This window comes from Streptococcus sp. GMD4S, assembly GCF_000296955.1.
On sequence record NZ_AJRE01000031.1, the window covers coordinates 14,523 to 37,403 of the forward strand.

General features: G+C 42.8%; 24 protein-coding genes and 1 tRNA gene. 3 read left to right on the forward strand and 22 right to left on the reverse strand.

Going from position 1 to position 22,881, the window contains the following annotated elements; translation table 11 throughout:
* Positions 1–10 precede the first annotated feature (10 nt).
* The 4 genes from GMD4S_RS02060 to GMD4S_RS02075 form a co-directional block, all read right to left on the reverse strand.
* A complete protein-coding gene (locus GMD4S_RS02060; RefSeq protein ID WP_000589650.1) occupies positions 11–1,078 on the reverse strand; it encodes an ABC transporter ATP-binding protein in 1,068 nt (355 codons plus the stop codon).
* 8 nt (positions 1,079–1,086) lie between these two features.
* Positions 1,087–2,013, reverse strand: coding sequence for an oligopeptide ABC transporter permease OppC (oppC, locus tag GMD4S_RS02065; RefSeq protein WP_000103692.1), 927 nt, complete (start codon positions 2,011–2,013; stop codon positions 1,087–1,089).
* A complete protein-coding gene (locus GMD4S_RS02070) occupies positions 2,013–3,509 on the reverse strand; it encodes an ABC transporter permease (protein ID WP_000759891.1) in 1,497 nt (498 codons plus the stop codon). The genes oppC and GMD4S_RS02070 overlap by 1 nt, the downstream gene beginning before the upstream one ends.
* 66 nt (positions 3,510–3,575) lie before the next feature.
* Positions 3,576–5,555: a peptide ABC transporter substrate-binding protein gene (locus tag GMD4S_RS02075; RefSeq protein WP_000749704.1), complete on the reverse strand. Its 1,980-nt coding sequence runs from the start codon at positions 5,553–5,555 to the stop codon at positions 3,576–3,578.
* Between the two features lie 299 nt (positions 5,556–5,854).
* On the opposite strand from GMD4S_RS02075, the gene GMD4S_RS02080 reads away from it, so the two are divergent.
* Positions 5,855–5,925: transfer RNA gene (locus GMD4S_RS02080), tRNA-Cys, on the forward strand.
* Positions 5,926–6,059: 134 nt separating this feature from the next.
* Here the strand turns inward: GMD4S_RS02080 and GMD4S_RS02085 are convergent.
* The 11 genes from GMD4S_RS02085 to GMD4S_RS02130 form a co-directional block, all read right to left on the reverse strand.
* Positions 6,060–7,391 carry a hemolysin family protein gene (locus tag GMD4S_RS02085; protein WP_000390022.1) on the reverse strand — a complete coding sequence of 444 codons (1,332 nt, stop codon included), beginning with the start codon at positions 7,389–7,391 and terminating at the stop codon, positions 6,060–6,062.
* Positions 7,392–7,526: 135 nt separating this feature from the next.
* On the reverse strand, positions 7,527–8,351 hold the full coding sequence (locus GMD4S_RS02090; RefSeq protein WP_000358998.1) for a DNA/RNA non-specific endonuclease: 825 nt from the start codon (positions 8,349–8,351) through the stop codon (positions 7,527–7,529).
* Positions 8,352–8,391: 40 nt separating this feature from the next.
* Positions 8,392–8,586 (reverse strand): DNA-directed RNA polymerase subunit beta, encoded by a 195-nt coding sequence (locus GMD4S_RS02095; protein ID WP_000739701.1) that lies wholly within the window; start codon positions 8,584–8,586, stop codon positions 8,392–8,394.
* Entirely contained in the window at positions 8,573–9,856 is a 1,284-nt protein-coding gene (gene murA, locus GMD4S_RS02100; protein ID WP_000411919.1) for a UDP-N-acetylglucosamine 1-carboxyvinyltransferase, read from the reverse strand. Before murA ends, GMD4S_RS02095 begins: the two co-directional genes overlap by 14 nt.
* Positions 9,857–9,879: 23 nt before the next feature.
* Positions 9,880–10,110, reverse strand: coding sequence for a DUF1146 family protein (locus GMD4S_RS12765; protein ID WP_008289067.1), 231 nt, complete (start codon positions 10,108–10,110; stop codon positions 9,880–9,882).
* Positions 10,111–10,165: 55 nt separating this feature from the next.
* Positions 10,166–11,203, reverse strand: a complete 1,038-nt coding sequence (locus GMD4S_RS02105; RefSeq protein WP_000730776.1) for a SepM family pheromone-processing serine protease — start codon at positions 11,201–11,203, stop codon at positions 10,166–10,168.
* A complete protein-coding gene (gene coaD, locus GMD4S_RS02110) occupies positions 11,187–11,675 on the reverse strand; it encodes a pantetheine-phosphate adenylyltransferase (RefSeq protein WP_001280714.1) in 489 nt (162 codons plus the stop codon). Before coaD ends, GMD4S_RS02105 begins: the two co-directional genes overlap by 17 nt.
* Positions 11,665–12,204 (reverse strand): 16S rRNA (guanine(966)-N(2))-methyltransferase RsmD, encoded by a 540-nt coding sequence (gene rsmD, locus GMD4S_RS02115; RefSeq protein ID WP_000706939.1) that lies wholly within the window; start codon positions 12,202–12,204, stop codon positions 11,665–11,667. Before rsmD ends, coaD begins: the two co-directional genes overlap by 11 nt.
* A gap of 64 nt (positions 12,205–12,268) precedes the next feature.
* A complete protein-coding gene (asnA, locus tag GMD4S_RS02120) occupies positions 12,269–13,261 on the reverse strand; it encodes an aspartate--ammonia ligase (protein WP_000747998.1) in 993 nt (330 codons plus the stop codon).
* A gap of 109 nt (positions 13,262–13,370) precedes the next feature.
* On the reverse strand, positions 13,371–14,054 hold the full coding sequence (locus GMD4S_RS02125; RefSeq protein WP_001076860.1) for a Bax inhibitor-1/YccA family protein: 684 nt from the start codon (positions 14,052–14,054) through the stop codon (positions 13,371–13,373).
* Between the two features lie 54 nt (positions 14,055–14,108).
* Positions 14,109–14,849 carry a TrmH family RNA methyltransferase gene (locus GMD4S_RS02130; protein WP_008289068.1) on the reverse strand — a complete coding sequence of 247 codons (741 nt, stop codon included), beginning with the start codon at positions 14,847–14,849 and terminating at the stop codon, positions 14,109–14,111.
* Between the two features lie 33 nt (positions 14,850–14,882).
* Here GMD4S_RS02130 and GMD4S_RS02135 point away from each other — a divergent pair, with 33 nt between their 5' ends.
* Positions 14,883–15,161: an acylphosphatase gene (locus GMD4S_RS02135; protein WP_001174609.1), complete on the forward strand. Its 279-nt coding sequence runs from the start codon at positions 14,883–14,885 to the stop codon at positions 15,159–15,161.
* A gap of 77 nt (positions 15,162–15,238) precedes the next feature.
* Positions 15,239–16,168 carry a membrane protein insertase YidC gene (gene yidC / locus GMD4S_RS02140; RefSeq protein WP_008289070.1) on the forward strand — a complete coding sequence of 310 codons (930 nt, stop codon included), beginning with the start codon at positions 15,239–15,241 and terminating at the stop codon, positions 16,166–16,168.
* Between the two features lie 71 nt (positions 16,169–16,239).
* On the opposite strand, the gene pflA is transcribed toward yidC, so the two are convergent.
* From pflA to rpe, 7 genes are all read right to left on the reverse strand, one after another.
* Positions 16,240–17,034 (reverse strand): pyruvate formate-lyase-activating protein, encoded by a 795-nt coding sequence (gene pflA / locus GMD4S_RS02145; protein ID WP_001288281.1) that lies wholly within the window; start codon positions 17,032–17,034, stop codon positions 16,240–16,242.
* A 121-nt stretch (positions 17,035–17,155) separates the two neighbouring features.
* Positions 17,156–18,412, reverse strand: coding sequence for a diaminopimelate decarboxylase (locus GMD4S_RS02150; RefSeq protein ID WP_000856549.1), 1,257 nt, complete (start codon positions 18,410–18,412; stop codon positions 17,156–17,158).
* 66 nt (positions 18,413–18,478) lie between these two features.
* Positions 18,479–19,306: a pur operon repressor gene (gene purR / locus GMD4S_RS02155; RefSeq protein ID WP_002874197.1), complete on the reverse strand. Its 828-nt coding sequence runs from the start codon at positions 19,304–19,306 to the stop codon at positions 18,479–18,481.
* Positions 19,307–19,410: 104 nt separating this feature from the next.
* Positions 19,411–20,352, reverse strand: coding sequence for a 3'-5' exoribonuclease YhaM family protein (locus GMD4S_RS02160; RefSeq protein ID WP_000703210.1), 942 nt, complete (start codon positions 20,350–20,352; stop codon positions 19,411–19,413).
* Positions 20,342–21,598 (reverse strand): DNA recombination protein RmuC, encoded by a 1,257-nt coding sequence (gene rmuC, locus GMD4S_RS02165; protein ID WP_000450905.1) that lies wholly within the window; start codon positions 21,596–21,598, stop codon positions 20,342–20,344. Before rmuC ends, GMD4S_RS02160 begins: the two co-directional genes overlap by 11 nt.
* Position 21,599: 1 nt before the next feature.
* Positions 21,600–22,262 (reverse strand): thiamine diphosphokinase, encoded by a 663-nt coding sequence (locus GMD4S_RS02170; protein WP_001001250.1) that lies wholly within the window; start codon positions 22,260–22,262, stop codon positions 21,600–21,602.
* The gene (gene rpe, locus GMD4S_RS02175) at positions 22,225–22,881 is read right to left on the reverse strand and encodes a ribulose-phosphate 3-epimerase (RefSeq protein ID WP_000084979.1); all 657 of its coding nucleotides are present in this window, start codon (positions 22,879–22,881) and stop codon (positions 22,225–22,227) included. Before rpe ends, GMD4S_RS02170 begins: the two co-directional genes overlap by 38 nt.

The following is a 22,881-nucleotide window of genomic DNA, read 5'->3' on the forward strand; positions in this document are numbered from 1 at the left end:
TTCCTTCCTCCTAGTCTTCTAGATGAGCAAAGCCCATTTTATCACGAATCTTGTCATGCAAATCTGCAATGACTCCAGGTTTTTCAACTTTAGGAGCATTCTCATGAAGCAACCAAGTCTTAGCCCAGTGGGTATCAGTGACTGAAAACTGAGGTGCTTTCTGTTCAAAGTCAATTTGCATCGCATAATCTGACCGAAGGGCAAAGGCATCACCTTTCAACTCAGTATAAAGAGACGGTGGTGTTCCTGGGATAGAGTACAATTCCCCTTTATCATCAGCAAGCTGAGGCAAGCTAGACAAGAGACTCCAAGTATATGGATGACGTGGATCGTAGAAGACTTCCTCAACAGTTCCGTATTCTACAATTTCACCAGCATACATAACCGCTACCTTATCGGCAATACTTGCTACCACACCAAGGTCATGGGTGATAAAGATAATGGTAAAGTGGTACTCATTTTGCAAGGTTTTAAGCAAATCAATGATTTGCGCTTGAATGGTAACGTCAAGGGCCGTTGTTGGCTCGTCACAGATCAAGATATCTGGACGACAGGCAAGGGCAATCGCAATAACGATACGTTGGCGCATCCCTCCAGAATATTGGAAAGGATACTCTTCAAAACGTTTTTCAGCATCTGGGATTCCGACCTTGTTCATATAGTCGATTGCCATCTCTTTGGCTTCCTTAGCTGTTTTCCCTTGGTGTTTAATGATAACTTCAGTGATTTGGCTACCGATTGTATTGATTGGGTCCAAACTTGTCATAGGGTCTTGGAAGATAGTCGCAATTTTAGCACCACGAATCTTCTCCCATTCCTTGTTAGAAGTTAGAGCGGTCAAGTCTTGTCCACGATAGTCGATGCTTCCTTGGGCAATACGTCCATTGTCTTCTAACATCCCTGTAAAGGTTTTTGTTAAAACAGATTTACCAGAACCGGACTCACCTACCAAGGCCAGAACTTCTCCTTCAATCAAGTCTAGAGAAACTCCTCGGATAGCCGTCAGAACTTTGTCACGAACGTCAAATTCCACGACAATATCACGAGCAGTCAAAATTACATCTTTTCCTTTTATCATGTCTACTCCTATCTATGTGTACGTGGATCACTAGCATCCGCTAGGTTTTGACCAACAACGAAAAGAGATAGGGATACCAAGATCAAGGTTGTCAACGGAATCCAGAATAAGTAAGCGTTGGTCGTAACGTTTTGTGAGTAATCTGAGATCAAACGTCCCAAACTTGGCACTGTTACAGGCAATCCCAATCCAAAGAAGGAAAGGAAGGCTTCATAAGAGATGAAGCTTGGCAACATCAAGGTCATTGTAGAAACAATAACAGATACCAATTGTGGCATGATGTTTTTAACGATGATTTTAAAGGTTGGCGTTCCAAGTGTTTGAGAAGCAAGGTTGTATTCCAAGTCACGGTAACGCATGATTTGGATACGAATCATATAAGCAATCCCAATCCAAGTTGTCACACTCATGGCAAAAATCAGATTCCAAAAACCAGCACCGATTGAGTAAGTCAAGACAATGACAATCAAGAGAGATGGAATGTTTGAAATAATGTTATAAACTTCCATCATGACACGGTCTACAGATTTTGAAATTCCCCAGATTCCACCAACAATAACCCCAATTACAAGGTTGATAAAAGTGGCAATTACAGAGATAAGAATTGAATTACGCGCACCAAACCAAACCCCATCAAACAAGGATTTACCATTGCTATCTGTACCAAACCAATGTTCAGCATTGGGCTTGATAAAACGAGCACTAAAGTCATTGACCTTACTTACATCGTTGAAATCAAAATCGGAGAACATTGGGTAAATAAAGCTCATCAAGATAATGGCAACCAAAATTCCTAGCATAAAGACGGTTGATTTTTTCTTTAGAAATTGTCTAAATACAGAACCCCAGTATGAATAGGCAGGAGCATCAATTGTTTCAGAGGCAAAATCGTCACGTTTTACGAACTGAAATTTTTCTTTATCAATTGTTGACATTATTTGCCTCCTTTCTCTGTCAATTTAATACGTGGGTCAAGCATGGTCATCCAGATATCTCCTACAAAGAGTGAGAAGATAGAAATACACGTGAAGATGAAGACAAGACCAACTACCATTGAGTTGTTTGATGCCTTAACAGAGTCAATCAACATTTTACCCATACCTGGGAAAGCGAAGACTGTTTCTGTCAATGTTGCACCACCGATAACCCCGATTACGGCACCAGGAATACCTGAAACCAAAGGAACCATGGCATTTTTAAAGATGTGTTTATTTGAAATTTCTTTTTCAGACAAACCTTTGGCACGAGCAAAACGTACGAAGTCCTGAGATTGCAAGTCGATCATGTAACGACGAATCCAGATAGCTGTACTTGGTGCACCCAGCAAACCTAGAATGACTGCTGGCAAGACATATGAACGCCAGTCCCCTGCTCCCAAGATAGGAAATGAATCTGGCAGACCGATAGATGATCCAATCAAGCGCACGATATAAACCAAGGCAATCGTTGGAAGGGCAAGCAAGAAGGTTAGAGCACCTGTCGAGAAGCTATCAATCCAAGTATTCTTGTGGCGAGCCATAGCAGATCCAAGTGGAATCGCAATCGCATACGAAATAATCAAACCAATCAAACCAGCAACCGCTGAGCTTGCAATCATTGAAGGATATTGATAATTGCTTTCTGTAGCTGTATATGGATCGTCTTTACCATAGTTGGCTACTTCACGCGCATCTGCTTGACTTGGAGATTTGTAAGTACGAGAGTAAATATCTACAGATGAAGTCTTTTTACCTGTAGGGAATTGAACTTCTGATGTCTTAGTTTGTCCCTGACCTTGTGTGATAACTTGAAGCACTGGTGTGTTTGCATAAGTTGGGTAAGAATCTCCCAAGTTAATGTTCACAAAGTTTTGGTGTACAAATGGGAATTGATTGTTGAAATACAAAAGGTATTTGTGTTTTGTACCTGAACCAACCAATGACCAACCGATAGCAGGGTCATTTTCAAAACGAAGATAACGTTGCAAGTTTGGATTTTCAGGGTCTTGAATTTTGTTTGGATGATCAATATCAATCAAGTTCGCATAGAATTTGAAAACACGTTCAAAAATCGGAATTTCACGCGTAGCATAGAATTGACCACTTTCTGAGAACACACCAAGTGTCCAACCATTTCCTAGTTGGTTGATGTATTTTTCGTAGATTGCCTTATTGGTATCATTGGCATCCACTGTTACAGATGAGTCCATTGTGCTCGCTCTTTCTTGCAACTCTTTGGTATCGTAGTACTCGATATAGCCCATCCGTTCATAAACGGTATTTTCATAATTATCCCGCTTGTCCGGCGTCGTTGCAATCTTGTTATAGTTGGTATCCTGCTTGAAAATCAATTTTCGAGGAACCATCGTATAGATAATTGTGTAGGTCAAGGTTGTCACTAAGAAAATAGACAACAATGAACGCAATACACGCATAAAAATATATTTCTTCATATCGTTTCCTTTTAAAATCCCAAAAGAACCTTCTCCTCATGGAGAGAAAGTTCTCTTGAGAGTTATTTATTTAACGTGATTAGCCAATTCTTTTTGAACTTTTTCGTTTGATTCTTTTTTCTCTTTGAGCCATTTCTCACGAGCTTGTTCATAGTCAGCTTTGGTTACAACCTTGTCTTGCAACTGAATATATTTGAAGTATACATCTGAACCCTTATCTCCAGATTGGCTGTATGATGCAGAGAATGGTACAACACGAGAAATGATTGGTGCAGCACCACTTGATGCCATAGCTGGCAAGAAGAGTGAGCTGTCTGTCAACCAAGCTTGAGCTGCTGCGTATTTTTCATAACGAACATTCAAGTCACTTGTTTCTTTAGCAGCTTCATCAACTAGCTTATCGTATTCTTTCAAACCAACTTGAGCTGCTGCAGCATTATCTGCACCTTCGTAACCCATGTATGTTTTTGTTTGTTCAGCATTCGTTGTCTTCAAGATATCAAGATAAGTTGATGGATCTTCGTAGTCAGGGTTCCATCCAACTGCTCCTGAGAGGTCCCAATCTTCTGCCGCAGCGTTTGCAGCATAGTAAGTGATATTGTTCAACTCATCTTTAGAAATTTGTTGGATATCGATAACCACATTATCTTCACCAAGTACTGTTTCAACAGATTGTTTGAAGGATTGGATACGTGCAATATAGGCTTTAGAAGTTTGGTCTACTGGGATATCCAAGTGGATAGGGAATTTCACACCTTCTGCTTCCAATGCAGTTTTAGCTTTGGCAAATTCTGCTTTAGCTTTATCGGCGTTGAAGAGTCCATCTTGACCATCCGCAAAGTTTACGTTCTTCCATTCATCACCATAAGCAGCCATCTTTTCAGTTACCAAGTCACCGAAAGTTTTTTCGCCTGCTGAGACAAAGGTAGGTTTCACAAAGAGGTTACGAACTGCAAGAGGAGCGCCTTCTTTACCATTAATTTGTGCTGAGTAAGACGTACGGTCAAAGGCAAAGTTCAAAGCCTGACGGAAATCTTTGTTAAGAAGGGCTTTCTTAGTAGAAGTCTTCTCCTCGTCAGTTGTCTTAGAAGTGTATTTGTATCCTTGACGGTCAATATTCACACCCAAACCAGCGATACCAGGTCCTGATGGATTGTAGTAGATATTTTCCTTGTAGCTTTCTGCTACCTTAGAGTAGTTTGAACTTGTAGGGAAGAGACGGGCATAGCTATAAGCTCCACTTGTAAAGTTACGCTCAAGCGACTCTTGGTCTGATCCATCATAGAAAGCAAGAGTAACTTTATCGAGATGAACATTGTCTTTGTCCCAGTAGTTTTCATTTTTAGCGAACTCGATAGAAGACTTAGCAGTCAACCCTTTCAGCAAGAATGGACCATTGTAAAGCAAGGATGTAGGGTCTGTTGCTTTAGCAAAGTCAGCTCCTTTTGATTTTTCAAAATCTTCGTTCAATGGCCAGAAGATTGAATAAGCCATCTTAGAGTTCCAGTATGGTTCTGGTTGGTTCAAAGTATACTCAAGAGTATAATCATCAACTGCCTTTACACCTACTGAAGAAAAGTCTTTTGAATTGCCTGATAAATAATCAGACAAACCTTTAACAGAAGATTCTGCTAGGTAAAGAGCTTCTGACTTGTTATCAGCTGCGTGTTTCAAACCATTTACAAAGTCCTTCGCTTTTACTTCAGCATACTCTTCTCCGTCAGATGTAAACCATTTGACTCCTTTACGAATCTTGTAAGTATAAGTCAAACCATCTTTTGAAACGGACCAGTCCTCTGCAACTGCAGGAACTAGGTTCCCATACTTATCGTTTGTGAAAAGACCATCGATACCATTTGAAGTGGCAACCTTAGTACTTTGTTTCCCTGAAATGAGGTAATCCAACGTTTCTGGATCAGCTGTATAAACATAACCATAATTTTTTGGCGCTGTTGAATCAGATGATTTTGAAGAACCACAAGCAGCTAAAACGCCAGTTGCTAATAGGGCAATTCCTGCTGCGACAAATACTCTACTTTTTTTCATATTGTTAACTCCTCTTTGAAAAATTTAGGCTTATTGTCAATTATATCATATATTATCTAAAAAGTAAACGAATTTTCAGAATATTTAGGCGTATACCCTCAAAAAACTTCTATTTGTCAAAATTTTTGCATTCTTTATTTGTTTCTGGAAGAAATACTTTCTAGTCCGACCCTCTTTAGAATGGGATTTTTACAAGCTTTTTCTCACTTCTTCGATCATCATCTGTTTTCCTAAATTGGATTTTAGAATAAGAAACTATTGACGGGAAATGATTTTCAAGGTATAATAATAAACGTTGAGGCGGTATAGCCAAGTGGTAAGGCACGGCTCTGCAAAAGCTTGATCGTCGGTTCAAATCCGTCTACCGCCTTTCAGTACCTGAATGAACAGGAATTAACCAAATGAAAAGCCCGTAAAATCGGGCTTTTTCTGTTATTCCTAATAAGTGGGGATAACTGTATCTACCATCTAGATTTACAAAAAGCAGTGACTCAAGTCACTGCTTTATTCTGTTTCTTCTTCAGGTTCTAGTTCTGTAATTTGAACTTTTACCTTGGTAACACGTCCATTTTTCACCTTATCATTGGTCAGGACGATTTGTTTGTTTTGACTGACCAGTTCATAACTGATTTTTTCAGTTGTTGGAATCGTACCAACACCCGTCAAATAATAACCGGCGATGGTATCCACATCATCGCTTTCTAGTTCGACACCAAAGTAGTTATTGAAGTCGTTAAGATTCATGGTTCCCTGTGCAATATAGGTGTCCTCACCGATTTGATGGACTTCGATTTCTGCCCTATCGGTCTCGTCATCAATCTCACCGACAATCTCTTCTAAAAGATCTTCCAGAGTTACCAAACCAGCCATACCACCATATTCATCGAGCAAAATGGCCATTTGTCTTTGGGTATTTCGCAATTCTTTTAGCAAGTCATCCACAAAAATGGTTTCAGGAACAAAGAGTGGATCTTGTAAGATCTTCTTCCAGACAATATTTTCAAAGCCATCTGCATAGGCAGCGTTTAGCAAACGCTTGGTATGAATCAAACCAATCACATTGTCCTTATCCCCATCATAAACTGGGATACGGGAAAAGTTTTGTTTTAAAATACTTTGGATAATGGTTTGACTATCATCCTGAATATCCACCATAAAGGCATCTGTCCGAGGAACCATGACTTCTCTCGCCATCAGCTCATCTAGAGAGAAGATCCCTTGTAACATCTCGATTTCGTCTGCATCCAAAGTCTCCTCACTTTTGGTCAACATGTACTCAATTTCATCTCGAGTCATTTTTTCATCCGCATCATCAAAGGTCATTGGCGTTAAACGACTCAAGAGATTGGTTGAAGCAGATAACAACCAGACAAAGGGACTGACAATCTTCCCAAGCCCAATGATAATCGGAACAGAGCGAATGGCTAAGGCATCTTTTAGATTAAGGGCAATCCGTTTAGGATAGAGTTCACCAAAAACAATAGAGATGTAGGTCAAGAATGCCAAAGAGAGGAAACTTGCAATGGCATAAGTTGTTTCTCCATTCCCCATCCAAGAGGCAATTACTTGTCCAAGTGTATCTGCCAATTTTGCCCCTGACAAGATCGTGATCAAGGTGATACCGACTTGAATGGTTGATAAAAAGTGGTTAGGATTTTCAAGTACCTTTAACAAACGGACGTAACGTTTGTCTCCCTCTTCTGCTTTTTGCTCAACTCGGGAACGGTTTAGTGACACCATTGCCATTTCAGTGGCTGAGAAAAAAGCATTTAACAAGGTCAAGATAAATAACAATACAAACTGTAGCAACAAATTCTGACTGCTCGGGTCTTCCATAGTCCTTCTCCTAAAATAGTATCTTGTGTTTCATTATATCATAAAATCTCTCAGGATTCACATTATTTTTCATTTAAACAACAGCTCCCCTGCCTCTAAAAGACAAAGGAGCTGTTTTTATAGTATCTATTGTTTCTAGTCCGTCACTGTTACTTGCCCTGTTCGGTAATCAAGCTGGATTCCCTTTTGAACATTGGGGATTAGGACATTGAATTCCAATTCGCCATCTGAAGACTTGGCTTCGATTTGTGAAGCGGATGGAACTAGGTCCTCATTTGTCGCATAGTGGAGCGTCACGCGATAACGGACCCTCTTGTTTTGGTCCAAGGCTTTTCTGACCAAACTCTCATAGTAGTTCTGACCTGTCGAATCCTCAGCCTGCGCTTGGTTAGCCCAAGCTGTCTGAACTGCAATATTCTTGGGATTGCTGGTAGAGGCATCAAAACCATCCAAACCACCTATCAAAGCATAACCCAGCAGGTGTCCTCTATCAACTGCATGTGTATAGGACCCCTTTAGATTCTTGACCTGATGCCATCCTGGTGGCGTCCAAGAGGTGGAGCCATTTCCAGTCTCTTCACGATTTTTATACTGCCGAGTCGCTTTGGATAAGATGGCATTGGCAACCGTTGGAACTGTTTCTTTTCCCACTGTCTTTGTTTTATTATCCGCATAGGGTTTGCTAGAAACCTTGGCATCTAGATTGGTTTTATTGCCATTGACAATAAAGGCTCCTGCTCCATTCCACTCAAGCCCCCCCTTGATTTGGTTTTTGATTAACTCAGTTAAGACACTTTCAGCTAGCTCCTGACTGGGAGCTTCTGAAGCTTGTTTTTTCTGACTAACCTTGGTTCTAGGGGTGTTTGGCGCTGTCTGCATCTGCTTGATATAGTAGCTTCCAGCAGCCAAGAGTAAGAATATAAGTAACCCTATCAGAGCTTGTCTTGTTTTTTTGTCCATTTTTCTCCTTATTTCTTTAGAAAAAGACTGGTCTCCCAGTCTAATTTCCTGTAAATTTGCTAATCAATTCCTGCCACTTTGCTGGAGACAAGATTGCCCATGGATCCTGTCCCTTTCCTAGGATTCCATAGCCTACCATCAAGCCGATTCCTAAAGCCAGAAAGCCTAGCAATAGTACGATAAAAATCAACAGTAAACGACGGAGTACATAGCGTAAGTTTTTATTCTTCTTCATCATTTGCCTCGATTCGCTGAATCTTCGCTCCTAGCTGAGCCAATTTCTCATGGAAACGGTAGTAACCTCTATCAAGGTGGACTAATTTACCGACAACTGTTTCTCCTTGCACCACCAGACCTGTCAAAATCAAGGAAGCACTAGCGCGAAGGTCCGTTGATAGAACTTCTGCCCCCTGTAAAGCCTGTCCCCCAACAATACGAGCTGTGTCACGGATAATCTCTGAGTGCAAGCCCATACGGCGCATTTCCTCCAAGTGTTGGAAGCGATTCTCGAACACCGTTTCCACCATGGTGGATTCCCCTTTTGCGACTGTCATCAGAGCTGTAAATTGCGCCTGCATATCTGTTGGGAATCCTGGATGTGGTAAAGTTTTTACATGAACAGCCTTGAGATTTTCAAGTTGAGAACGAACACGGATGCCTTCTGATTCCTCTGTCACTTCAACGCCCATTTCAAGTAGTTTTGAAATCAAGGGGCGATTGTGTTCCCAGACTGCATCACGAACGAGGACATCTCCACCAGTCATAGCTGCCGCTACCATAAAGGTTCCGGCTTCGATACGATCCTGTACCACATTGTGGGTCGTACCATGGAGTTCCTCAACACCAGTCACTGTGATGGTTTCGGTACCAGCTCCCTTGACCTTGGCTCCCATTTCATTAAGGAGAATAGCAAGGTCAACAATTTCCGGCTCACGCGCAGCATTTTCAATGACCGTCACACCATCAGCTAGAGTCGCTGCCATCATGAGGTTTTGTGTTGCACCAACACTAGGAAAGTCCATGTAGATATGAGCGCCATGCAGACGCTCTGCCTTAGCTTCGATGTAACCAGCTGTCTGGGTGATCTTTGCCCCCATAGCTTCCAAGCCCTTGAGGTGGAGGTCGATTGGACGACTCCCGATGGTACATCCCCCTGGCATAGAAACTTTGGCATGTCCTACACGAGCAAGGATTGGCCCCAAGACAACGATGGATGCACGCATCTTGCTGACATACTTGTATGGAGCTTCCTCAGTGATATCACCAGTCGCATCAACCTCGACAACATGAGCTTCCTCATCAAAGTCCACCTTGGCATTCAGACCTCGAACCACTTGATTCATGGTGAAAACATCTGACAAGATTGGGACGTTCTGCAAGACTGTCTTCCCCTTACTTGCTAGAATAGTCGCTGCCAACAAGGGCAAGACTGCATTCTTTGCTCCCTCGATCGTCACACTCCCGACCAGACGATTATCTCCGCCTTGAACCACAATTTTTTCCATAGTTGTTTCCTTTACTTTTGATTTTATAATAGTCCTCTAAGCGCTTCTTGCCAAAGTTGGTACAAACTGATAAAGAATGAACTCAAGATGTAGCCCATCACCATACTAAAGAAGCCTACCAATAAACGAACCTTTTTTGTGTTAGTAGTGGTCACTTTTAAAACCTTTTCCCATCTCACAAGATCCTTCAAAAGGTAAAAACTCAAATAAATAAAGAGTATATGACTACTTAGAGTGAATAATAATTGAACCATTTGACTATTATACCATCTTATCCGCTTGCGCGCTAGTTTTCGATTTTTCTACAAATTAGGGATTGTTTTTAAGGTAATCAATTGCATCCTGCAAGGTCTTAACGGGAATGATTTTCATCTCTGTTTTGATGGTTTTGGCGGCTTCTAGGGCTGTTTCATAGTTGCTTTTCGCATTGGGATCTGCTTTTTTTGCTTCCTCAGTGACTGGATTGTCAGGGGCAAAAAAGATGTTGGCTCCCTGACGAGAGGCTGCAACTACTTTTTTATCAATTCCACCGATGTCGCCAACATTTCCATCGCGATCAATGGTTCCCGTTCCCGCAACGACGCGACCATTACGAAGTTCTGGATCTGCTATCTGAGTGTAAATAGCTAGACTAAACATGAGACCGGCGCTTGGCCCACCGATACCAGCTGTTGAAAAGCGAATGGGAACATCACTGGTCACTTCCGTACGGTCAATCAAGCCAATCCCAATCCCGTTTTTTCCGTTTTCGAGAGTGATAATTTTACCTTCTGCAGACTTGACTTTTCCGTCTTCTTCATAGGTTACCTTGACCGTGTCCCCTAATTGTTGAGAGTTGACATAGTCGACCAAGTCTTTTGAACTATCAAATGTTTTGTCATTAACAGCCGTCACGGTGTCTGCAATGTTCAGAATGCCTTTAAAAGTCGAATTATCCGTCACGGTCAAGACGTAAACTCCCAGGTACTTGAGTTCGATATCCTTTCCAGCCGTCTTCAGTCCTTGATACTTGGCCATATTTTGAGAAGTTTGCATATAGAACTGATTGATTCGCATAAACTCTGCATCAGTAGAGCCACCCGTAGTCTCCTTGGCACTTCTAATATCTGTGAAAGGCGTTAACCAAGCATAGACAAGATGCGACAGGGTGGCGTGTCGAATGCCGACTGTTACAAACTGGTAAGCTCCTGGTTCTGTGTCTTCTGTTTCATTGACTTTCAAAACGCGACGAATATCTTCCGCTCCACCTGGAACTTCTATGTAGTATGGTAAAGGTACTACAAAGGCTAAAAAAGTCAATACTAGTGCTAGGATGACATATAAGGGCCATCTAGTTTTTTTCTTCATGTTCTAATTCCTCCACAACACTGTTTGGGACATATTGCTGAATCTCCTGACCAAACTTCAGAAGTTCTCTCATGGCTGAAGAGCTAATATAAAGATGCTCTGGGCGACTATATAGGTAAATGGTTTCGATTTCTGGAGCCAGTTGATGATTGTAGTAATCAAAACTAGACTCGTATTGCAAGTCGGTGGTATTTCGCAAGCCACGGACAAGGGTCTTAGCACCCAGTCTTCTTGCAACATCTACGACTAGTTGGTCATGAGAAGCCAGCACCTCTACATTATCTAAATGCGCCACCGCTTTTTCGACTGCTCGTTTGCGATTTTCAACAGGGAGAAAACCTTGTTTGTGGGGATTGTAGAACACCCCGACATAGAGCTTATCAAAAAGTTTGCTGGCACGTTCAATGATATCCAGATGTCCATTTGTCATCGGATCAAATGAACCTGTAAATAATCCAATTTTATCTGACATAGACCGTCACCTTACTAATCCCATATATTTTTTCCTTCCAGATACCTAAGCAGGCGATTTCTTCTGGTAGTTCTACAGACTTATCGGTTTCACAGACAACCATGATCTCTTCGGAGAAAAGGTTTCTTTCTGCCATTTTTTCGATATCTGCAACGATTTGTTCCTTGGCATAGGGAGGGTCTAAAAAGACCAGGTCAAAGGGACCTTTCACTTGCTCCAAGGCCCGTTCAGCCTCCATCTTTAAGAGTTGAAATTTGGAAGCTTCCTTGGTCATTTGGATGTTTTCAGCGATGATAGCTTGCGCCTTTCGATCCCGTTCCACTAAGACAGCATGGGACATCCCACGCGAGACTGCCTCAATGGATAAACCACCACTGCCAGCATAGAGATCCAAGACACGACCGCCCTCAAAATAGGGACCTATCATGTTAAAGATAGCTCCACGCACCTTATCTGATGTCGGCCTCGTCGTCTTGCCTTCTAGCGTCTTGAGGGGACGCCCTCCGTAGATTCCTGATACGATTTTCATACCGTTTATTATACCAAATTATAGGCAAAAAGAGAAAGAAAACCGAACCTTGCGGTTCGATTCTCTACAAAATATTTTCGTACGTATCGCGGACTTCTTGAGGCCAGACACTGGTCTGAACCTCTCCGATGTGTTTCTTACGAAGAAGGAACATGGCCATCCGAGACTGTCCGATACCCCCACCAATTGTCAGTGGGAAAAGGCCGTTAAGCAAGGCTTTATGCCATTCCAGCTCAAGACGATCTTCGTCCCCTGTAAGAGCCACTTGGCGACGAAGGGTATCCTCATCTACCCGAATCCCCATTGATGAAAGTTCAAAGGCACAACCAAGAGATTCGTTCCAAACGAGAATATCGCCATTCAACCCCTTGTAGCCATTTTCAGACTCTGTTGTCCAGTCATCGTAGTCAGGTGCGCGGCCGTCATGAGGTTTGCCATCAGGCAACTCGCCACCGATACCAATCAAGAAGACTGCACCAAACTCTTTACAGATCGCATTTTCACGCTCTTTCGGTGTTAGATCTGGATAGCGTTCCACCAACTCTTCTGTGTGAATGAAGGTGATTTGTTTTGGCAAGATGGATTCGATATCGTAGCGGGCTTCTACGGCTAGCTCTGTCAGACGGATAGCCTTGTAAATCTTCTCAACAGTTTCCTTGAGATAGGCGATATTGCGTTGACCGTTTGGGATAACCTTCTCCCAGTCCCACTGGTCCACATAAACTGAGTGGGTCGCGTCGAGCGAATCTTCGTCTGGACGAAGGGCCTTCATATGAACAAACAGACCTTCACCTTCACCGAAACCAAAACGAGCCAAGGTGTGGCGTTTCCATTTGGCAAGTGAGTGAACGACTTCATAGGTTTCATCTGGAATCTGCAAAACCTTGACAGATACTGGATTTTCGACACCTGATAGGTTGTCCTGCATCCCATCCCCGACCTTGCTCAAGATAGGACCTTGAACTTCAACAACTTCTAACTTATCTTTCAAATACTGGGTAAAAGTGTTCTTCACAAAGGAAATTTCTTCTTGTTGATGAATAAAACTTTTCTTCATAAACAGCTCCTCAAAAATTAGTTAAAAGCATTATACACCTATTTCCAAGAAAAGAAAAGAGTAAATAAGAAAAAGTCAGTGCTCTTTTGAACACTGACTCTGTCATTCATTAATCATTTCGACCAAAGATTCGTAAGATGCTAAGGAAGAGGTTGATAAAGTCTAGATAGATGCTGAGCGCCATTGAGATGACCCATCCTGTCGCTACTTGCCCTCGTGACTGCTCATAAACATAGCGAATCTTTTGGTTGTCCCAAGCAATCAAACCTGAGAAAACCAAGACCATGGCAATACTAATCATGTAGTCAAAGAAACTATTGGCTAGAAAGAGGTTAACGACCATGGCAATAATTAACCCGACAAGCGCAGCCATCAGAGCTCGTCCCATTCCACTCAAATCTTTCTTGGTGAAAATTCCGATTGCCGCCATGACAAAGAAGAGAAGGGCACTGGATACAAAGGCTGATAAGACGGTCCCAGGTGTATAGAGGGCTACGACAAAGCTGAGCGTAAAGCCATTTAAAACAGAATAAACTAAAAATACTGGGAGAGCTGCTGGGCTATTTTTTGTAGCCATGCTACTTGCAACAAAGACTAAACCAAGTTCTGCAAAAGTTGCAATCATCAACCAGAGACGGCCATGCATTAAAAAGTAAGTCAATTGAGCTTGGAAGACTGTCAACATCAAAGCTGACACGAGAGCCGATAGACCAATCCCAAGTCCCACAAAAGCATAAACCTTAGCGTAAAATTGATTAAGACCTGAACGTTCTTGAATAATCGTTTGATTCATTCTGATTCTCCTTTTTCTATAAATATGTCTTGATTATAACAAAGATTTTATAAATTAGCTAAAATAAAACATCAAAATTCCTGCTGCAACTGCTACGTTGAGACTTTCTGCTCGGCCTTTCATGCCAATATGAACCAGCTGATCAGCACTCTCAGCCATGACAGAACTAATCCCCTGCCCTTCATTTCCCATGACTAAAACAAAGTTCTCTAGTGAAGAAAGCTCACGATAATCCTTTGACTCTCTCGATAAGGTCGTTGCCAGAATGGGCAAATTGCTCTTCTTTGCCTCTTCTACAAAGCTGACAAGAGGCATACGATAGATAGGCAAATGAAAATGACTTCCTTGCATGGAACGCAGGGTCTTGAGACTGTATATATCTGCTGACTTGTCTGAAACAATAACCCCTGTAAAACCTGCCGCATCCGCCGTCCGAATCATGGTGCCCACATTACCAGGATCTTGAACATCCTCTAAAAATAGATACTTGCCCTGATGGAGATCAGGCAGTCCCACTTCTTCTTTTTGAATCACTGCAACAATGCCTTGAGGAGTTTGCGTATCTGCCAAATCTAGCAAAATCTCCTCTGAAACCCAAATAGTTTGAGGAAAAGCAACTAGCTGATCTCGGTAACTTTCTAGGGCAAAGACCTTTTCAATCGTCACTCCTGCTTGAACAGCTTCTTCGAATAAGTGCCAGCCTTCAATCAAATAAGCAGACTTTCGATATTTTTTTTGATGTAATTTCTTGGCATTTTTTACCACAGAATTGGCTTTTGAGGTTATAATAGTCATAGAAATATTATAACACAATCAAAGGGGTTTGGTATGCAAAAGGTTAGAATGATTGCCCAAGGCAGGGTGCAGGGTGTTGGTTTTCGTTGGGGTGTTGTTACTTTAGCTCTTGAAATCGGTGGCATCACTGGTCGTGTCTGGAATAACGACGATGGCACAGTGGAAATTCTTGCTCAGGCAGACTCCTCTGCCACTATGGCAAAATTTATCCAAGAAATCCGAAAAGGTCCGACACCTTTTTCAAAAGTTACCTATCTAGATGTACAAATGAGCAACTTTTCATCCTATTCGGACTTCAAAGTCGCAAATTAGGTCTCTAGAACTATTGTATATTTTACAAAAAAACAGTAGAATAGAAAGGTATAATTTTTAAAGAAGGAATGAAAACATTGAAATCTATTAAACGTTTTGCCCTCTCTGCTATGGGAGTGGCTATGCTACTCGTCTTGACAGGCTGTGTCCAAGTAGACAAAGCCACAGGACAACCTACAGGATTGATTTGGAATACCATCGGAGCACCTATGGCTGAAGCTATCAAGTACTTCGCTACTGATAAAGGTCTAGGCTTTGGTGTGGCTATCATCATCGTAACCATCATCGTGCGCTTGATTATCTTGCCACTTGGTATCTACCAATCATGGAAGGCAACGCTTCACTCTGAAAAGATGAATGCCCTCAAACACGTGCTTGAACCACATCAAACACGTCTCAAAGAAGCAACCACTCAAGAAGAAAAACTTGAGGCTCAACAAGCTCTCTTTGCAGCTCAGAAAGAACATGGCATTAGCATGTTCGGTGGTGTAGGATGTTTCCCTATCCTCATTCAAATGCCTTTCTTCTCTGCTATCTACTTTGCAGCCCAATACACTGACGGGGTAGCTAGCTCTACCTTCTTGGGTATCGATCTTGGTTCACCAAGTCTGCTCCTTGTCGCTTTCGCTGGTATCCTCTACTATCTCCAATCACTTCTTTCACTTCATGGAGTAGAAGACGAGATGCAAAGAGCACAGCTCAAGAAAATGATTTACGTGAGTCCACTCATGATTGTCGTCTTCTCCTTCTTCGCACCAGCAAGTGTGACGCTTTACTGGGTTGTCGGTGGTTTCATGATGATTCTCCAACAGTTCATCGTTAACTATGTTGTTCGTCCAAAACTCCGCAAAAAAGTTCGTGAAGAATTTGCAAAAAACCCACCAAAAGCAAGTTCATTTTCAACTGGAGGCGGACGCAAAGATGTCACTCCAAACCAAGCAACTGCGATCATGACTAATAAGAAACATAAAAAACGCAATGCTGGTAAACAACATTCTAGAAAATAAGAAAAAGGCTTAGCTGAGAGGCTAAGTCTTTTTGCATCACAAAAGCCCGATGTCTCCATCAGGCTTCTTTTTTATCCATGAACACGTTTCATGTAATCTTGGTAACTTTCTGTATCCATTAATTCCTTGGCATTCTTGACACGGTCTGCTGTTGGAGGTTTGACCCCTTCAAGCGAATAAGGAATCCCTAGTTCACGCCACTTGAATTCTCCCATCGTATGATAAGGTAGGATTTCAAACTTGTCAACATTTTTGAGGGTCTTGACAAACTTACCAAGTTCGATCAAATCCTCATCTCTATCTGTCAATCCTGGAACCAGCACGTGGCGAATCCAAACAGGCTTCCCGATATCTGATAGGTACTGGGCACAGGCCAAGATGTTTTTATTGGTTTGGCTTGTGACAATCTTGTGCTGTTCTTCGTTGATTTCCTTGATATCCAGAAGAACCAAGTCTGTTACCGCCATGAGTTTATTAAACTTTTCGAGATAACGTGGTTTATTACGGAACGGAAGGGCACAGGTATCCAAGGTACAGTGGATTCCTTTTTCCTTGGCCTTGGTAAAGAGGGCAATTAGGAAATCAATCTGTAAGAGGGCTTCTCCACCACTGACAGTGATTCCTCCCTTGTCTCCCCAGAAACCACGGTAGCGAAGGGCTTCTGTCAAGACATCGTCTACTGTCCGTTCGCGTGATTTATTGGTCTCCATAGCCCATGTGTCTGGGTTATGGCAGTACTGGCAACGCATGTGACAGCCCTGCAAAAAGACAATAAACCGAATCCCAGGGCCATCTACCGCCCCAAAACTCTCTGTCGAATGCACCATTCCTGTCACTTGTCCATAGTCAATTGTTTCTTCAGACATATCGTCACCTTCCTTGAAACCGTTTTATAGTTTTATTATATCACGAGTAAGGTGAAAAACAAGGTTTTTTTGTCTATTTTTTAGAAAGCAATCTGTTTTTCACTTTCATTTTCAATTTCTTTTAATGATCCGATTCAAAATCAAAACCATACAAGGTTGCAAAATAGTCCTCAGGGCGCTCTGCACGGCGGATTTGGCGGGCTTTTCCTTCTTCGGTATAGAGGATTTCTGCCGAGCGTAGTTTGGCATTGTACTGGTAACCCATGGAGAATCCATGTGCACCTGTATCATGAATCACTAGCAAATCACCGATTTCTGTATGAGGTAGTTCGCGGTTCACTGCAAATTTATCATTGTTTTCACAGAGTGAACCAACCACATCTACCACCTCAACTGGTCCATCTGGATGGGTCAGATTGGTGATATGGTGGTAGGCTCCATACATGGCGGGGCGCATGAGGTTGACTGCTGAGGCATCCACGCCCAGATAGGTACGGTAGGTTTTTTTCTTATGAGTGACTCTTGTGACCAAAGCTCCGTGAGGCGCCAACATAAAGCGGCCTAATTCAGTAAAAATCTTGACCTGACCAAGTCCTGCAGGTGTGAGGACTTCCTCATAAACCTTACGAACTCCCTCACCAATCACAGCGATGTCATTTGGCTCCTGGTCTGGGCGATAATTGACTCCGATTCCGCCGGAAAGATTGATAAAGTCTAGCGAAATACCCAACTTTTCCTTAATTTCAACGGCTAATTCAAAAAGCTGACGCGCCAACTCTGGGTAGTAGAGATGGGTGACGGTATTGGATGCTAGGAAAGAGTGAATCCCAAATGTCTTGGCTCCTTTTTCCTTCAAAACCGCAAAGGCTTCAAAAAGCTGATCCTTGGTCATGCCAAACTTGGCTTCTCCAGGATTGTCCATGATGTCTGTCCCTAGCTCAAAAACTCCTCCAGGATTGTAACGACAAGAGATAATTTCTGGAATGCCTGCCGCTCGCTCTAGATGTTCAATATCTTCAAAGGCATCCAAGTTAATGGTCGCACCTAATTCACGCGCATAGGCATATTCCTTGTCAGGCGTGTTGTTAGAAGAGAACATGATTTCAGAACCGGGGAAATCCAGTTTATGGCTCATCAAAAGCTCTACATAACTAGAACAGTCCACACCACAACCTTCTTCTTGGAGGATTTTCAAGATGGCTGGAGTTGGAGTGGCCTTGACTGCAAAATATTCTTTGAATCCCTTATTCCAAGAAAAGGCCTGGTTGACTGCTCTTGCTTTTTCACGAATCCCCTTCTCATCATACAAGTGAAAGGGAGTCGGGAACTCTGCAACAATTGTTTCTAAATCTTCACGGCTGATAAATGGTGTTTTCATAAGCATCCTTCTATTCTGTTTGCAAAGAAAGGCTGGGACAATCGTTCCAACCTTTAGTTCTATCTCTTATTTGTCTTCGTCAAAGATATTTCCAATCTCAACATCGATGGATTGGTTCTTAACATCAATATTGGTTACTTTCAAGAGTGACTTGTAATCGAACTGCTTTTCACGTTCTTCTTGGGCATTGTCTGCAAAGACTGCAACACCAGCCAACTCTGAATCAAACTCACGCAAGAGACTAATCATCCCGTTGACCGTTCCGCCGCCTTTCAAAAAGTCATCCACAATCAAGACACGACTGCCTGCCTTGAGGCTGCGTTTTGAAAGGAACATTTTCTCAATGCGGTCACCGCTGGAACCTGAAACATAGTTGACGCTGACCGTTGAACCTTCGGTAATTTTCAAATCACGGCGCACAATGACAAATGGAACATTGAGGACATTGGCAACTGCATTTGCGAGTGGCACACCTTTTGTTGCTACTGTCATAACGGCATCGATTTTTTGGTCCATAAAGCTCTTGGCAATGATACGCCCAATATTTTTCAAAATGGCAGGCGTACTAAGCAAATCAGACAGGTAAATGTAGCCACCTGGCAAGATACGGTCGCTTTCTGAAAGTTTGTCACGCAAGTCTGCGATCATTTCTTTGGCTTCATGACTCGAAATTGATGGTGTAAAGATAACGCCACCACCTGCTCCAGTCACAGTCTGAATATGGCCGATTTCGATTTCCTCAAAGGCACGCTTGATAATCACGATGTCCTCTGAAATCGATGATTTAGCAGATTCGTACTTTTCTGCAAAGGTATTGAGACTTGTTAGTTTGTATGGATTATTAATCAAATAGTTGGAAATGACAACCATCCGATCACTTCTTCTTAATTTCATTTTTATTTACCATTCCATTTAATTTTGATATTTTATCCATTATACCACATTCACATAAAAAAACGAACATTATTGCGTAAAAAATGCTCGTTTTTCTTAAATTATTAATCTAAATCTGGTTTATAGAAGGAACGATTGTCCATAGCGAAGATTTTATTGGTCATCTCTCCTTTATCCACCAAAGCTAGAGCTGTTGACATCATCATCATGCTGGCATCTAGATTGTCAATCATATGGATAATCTCCGCCTCCATGATACGTGGACGGACTGGACTTCCATACTCCAGTAAGCCATGATGACTGAGGATAACATGGCGCAGTAGCACCACTTCTTCTCTAGTATCATCGATGCCCAGTTCCATGACGGTCTTGGTAATCTCACTATCGATCAGGGCGATATGGCCAAGGAGATTGCCTCGTACTGTATACTCCGTCTGATCTGGTCCCGTCAACTCAATAACCTTAGCCAAGTCGTGCAGCATAATCCCCGCATAGAGTAGGCTCTTGTTGAGCTGAGGATAAATCTCACTAATAGCATCTGCCAAGCGCACCATGGTTGCTGTATGATAGGCCAAACCCGTTTCAAAGGCGTGGTGGTTGGTCTTGGCAGCCGGATAGGAGTAGAATTCCTTATCATACTTGGTGTAGAGACTACGAACGATACGCTGCCAGACAGGATTTTCAATCTTGAAAATCATTTGCGACATGTAGTCACGGATTTCCTTGACATCAACTGGTGACTTGACCTTGAAGTCAGCTGGATCATTGGGTTCCCCAGGCTGAGGCAAGCGGAGAGTAATTTGATTGACTTGAGGAGTATTATTGTACACTTCTCGACGTCCCTGCATGTGGACCACCTTCCCAGCGGTAAAGGCCTCAACGTTATGAGGTTGGGCATCCCATAGTTTCCCCTCAATCTCGCCGCTATCGTCTTGGAAGGTAAAGGCTAGGTAGTTTTTCCCAGCACGCGTCTGTCTTAGGTCAGCTGACTTAATCAGGTAAAAACCTTCAAACAGCTCATCTTTTTTCATGTGACTAATCTTCATATTCTTCCTCATCTTCTTGGAAATGGAGTAGATCAAGCGCAGGCTCACCTTCTGATAACTCAATGTGACGGAGCGTCCGCTCGATAGCTGTGGTACGACGGTTTAATAATTCATCAATATTGCCAGAGGCATGTTGAAGATGTTTTTGTGCCTTAACCAAAATCCCCCCGAACTTGCCAAACTCAGTCTTAACGCTAGCAAGAGTCTTGCTGATATGATCTGCACTCTTTTGGATATTGAGAGTTTTGAAGCCAACTGATAGAGAGTTAAGCAGGGCTGATAGGGTACTTGGACCAGCAACAATAATCTGCTCCTCCCGTCTCAAATCATCAAAGAAGACAGGATTGCGGACGATTTCTGAGTAAAGTCCTTCTGTTGGAACAAACAAGACTCCAAAATTGGTCGTTCGAGGCGGCGCCAGATACTTGCTCTTGATATCCTTGGCAAAGCGCTTGACGCTAGCTAAAAGTGACTTACGACAACGTTCGATTTCGTCCTTATCGCCTGCTTCATAAGCTTCTTCTAAGCGGTAATAATCCGCCAGTGGAAACTTGGAGTCAATCGGTAAATAGACATATTCCTGGTCCCCCTGTCCAGGTAACTTGATGGCATACTCCACTCGCTCGCTAGAGTTCTCAACCGTTGCAAATTCTCGTTCGTACTGGGCTGGTGTCATGATGTCTTCGATGATTTGCCCCAGTTGCAATTCTCCTAGAATCCCTCGCGTCTTGGTCCCAGAGAGAACTTTGTTGAGTGCGCCAACATCGCGGGCAACTGTCTGCATTTCTCCCAGGCCACGATTGACAGACTCCAGTTGTTTGGAAACTGTCTCGAAGGAAGCCTGCAAGCGTGTCTGCAAGGTCTTTTCTAACTTTTCCTCGACAGTTTGACGCATTTGTTCCAAACGTTGCTCATTGGACTCCTGCAGGGCTTGAAGGCGTTGGTCGGTCTGATCTCTGGTTTGAAGGAGATTCTCGTTCATCTCCTGTCTAACTTGAGTCAGCCCTTGGTGCAACTCCATTCGCACTTCTTGCAAACGGTCGCTGACAGCCACTTCCAAGTCTTTTTGATCCAGCTGGCTGGCTTGTCTGGCTTGTTCAAAGCGGTAATCCAGTTGATCTGAAAGATTGTCTGCCTGATCCTCCAAGCTCTTGGCTAGGTACTTGTCTTGCTTATCTTGCCTTTGCCAAATGAGAAAGAGTCCAGCTAGGTTGGCAATTAATAATAGTAGTAATACAGTCTCCATCCTACCTCCTGTCCTTGCTATGCAGCACGACGACATAGCCATCTGGGCAAGTCACCGAAACTTCCCTATCTATATATTCGTTAGAAGCATACACTTTTTTAAAGAAAAAATTTTCCTCTGTCAACTCATACTTGGCACCGATAATGGTCAACTGACTATCCCGAACTGGCATAAAGGCTAGATAGTCATAATCCGAACGAGGTTGAAGTTGACTGGTCCCTTCTGGACAATAGCTAATCACATTTTGCCCATCCTCAATCGCTATCTGGCGCATATAGGGTGCTAACTTGGGATTACTCGGAAGAAAAACATTGGCCAGCATATGATCAATCCGACCACCAAGAGCACCGAAAATAGTGATCTGAGCCTGAGAATTTTGCTCAAAGATGGTCAAGAGAGCCAATTCCAGATCCGTATCATCTTTTTCTGGCTGAGCTTGAACAAAATGTTGGGTACGTTTTTGAATCAACTGACGCTCTTCTGCAGTCACCGAATCAAAATCCCCAACTGCTAGAGCGAGAGGCAGGTCTTCTTCCAAGACCCAGAGTGAGCCACGATCCACACCGACAAAGCAATCAAAATTCGTCCGATAATGACCGCGATCTCCGCCGGCAAAAACAGCAACCCTAGTCCAGTTGTTTTCTGAGAGTTTGCACTCGTTCATTGACATCTCCCTTAAAGACATAGGATCCTGCTACAAAAACGGTTGCTCCAGCTTCTTTGGCCTGAGCAATGGTCTGGTCATCAATACCGCCATCGACTTCAATTTCAAAGTTCAGTCCTTTTTTTTCACGAAGGGCAACCAACTCACGAACCTTGTCCATGGTTTCAGGCAGAAAGGCTTGTCCTCCAAATCCAGGGTTAACCGTCATGACCAAGACTTGGTCAACTAGGTGAAGAACGTGCTTGATTGCCTCCACAGGCGTACCAGGGTTAATGACAACAGAAGGTTTGACACCAAGAGAACGAATTTTTTGAAGAGCCCCATGGATATGAGGCGTTGCTTCCACATGGATACTGATGATATCTGCACCTGCACGCGCAAAGTCCTCTAAATGATGCTCTGGATTAGCGACCATCAAGTGGCAGTCAAAGACCATCTTGCTATGGGGGCGAAGAGCTTCAACCACACCGGCACCAAAACTGATTTGTGGTACAAAGTGACCATCCATAATATCGATATGGGCATATTCTGCACCAGTTGCTTCTAGGCGTTTGATTTCACATTCAAAGTTGGCATAATCTGCTGCCAGAATTGACGGAGCAATCTTGTATTGAGACAT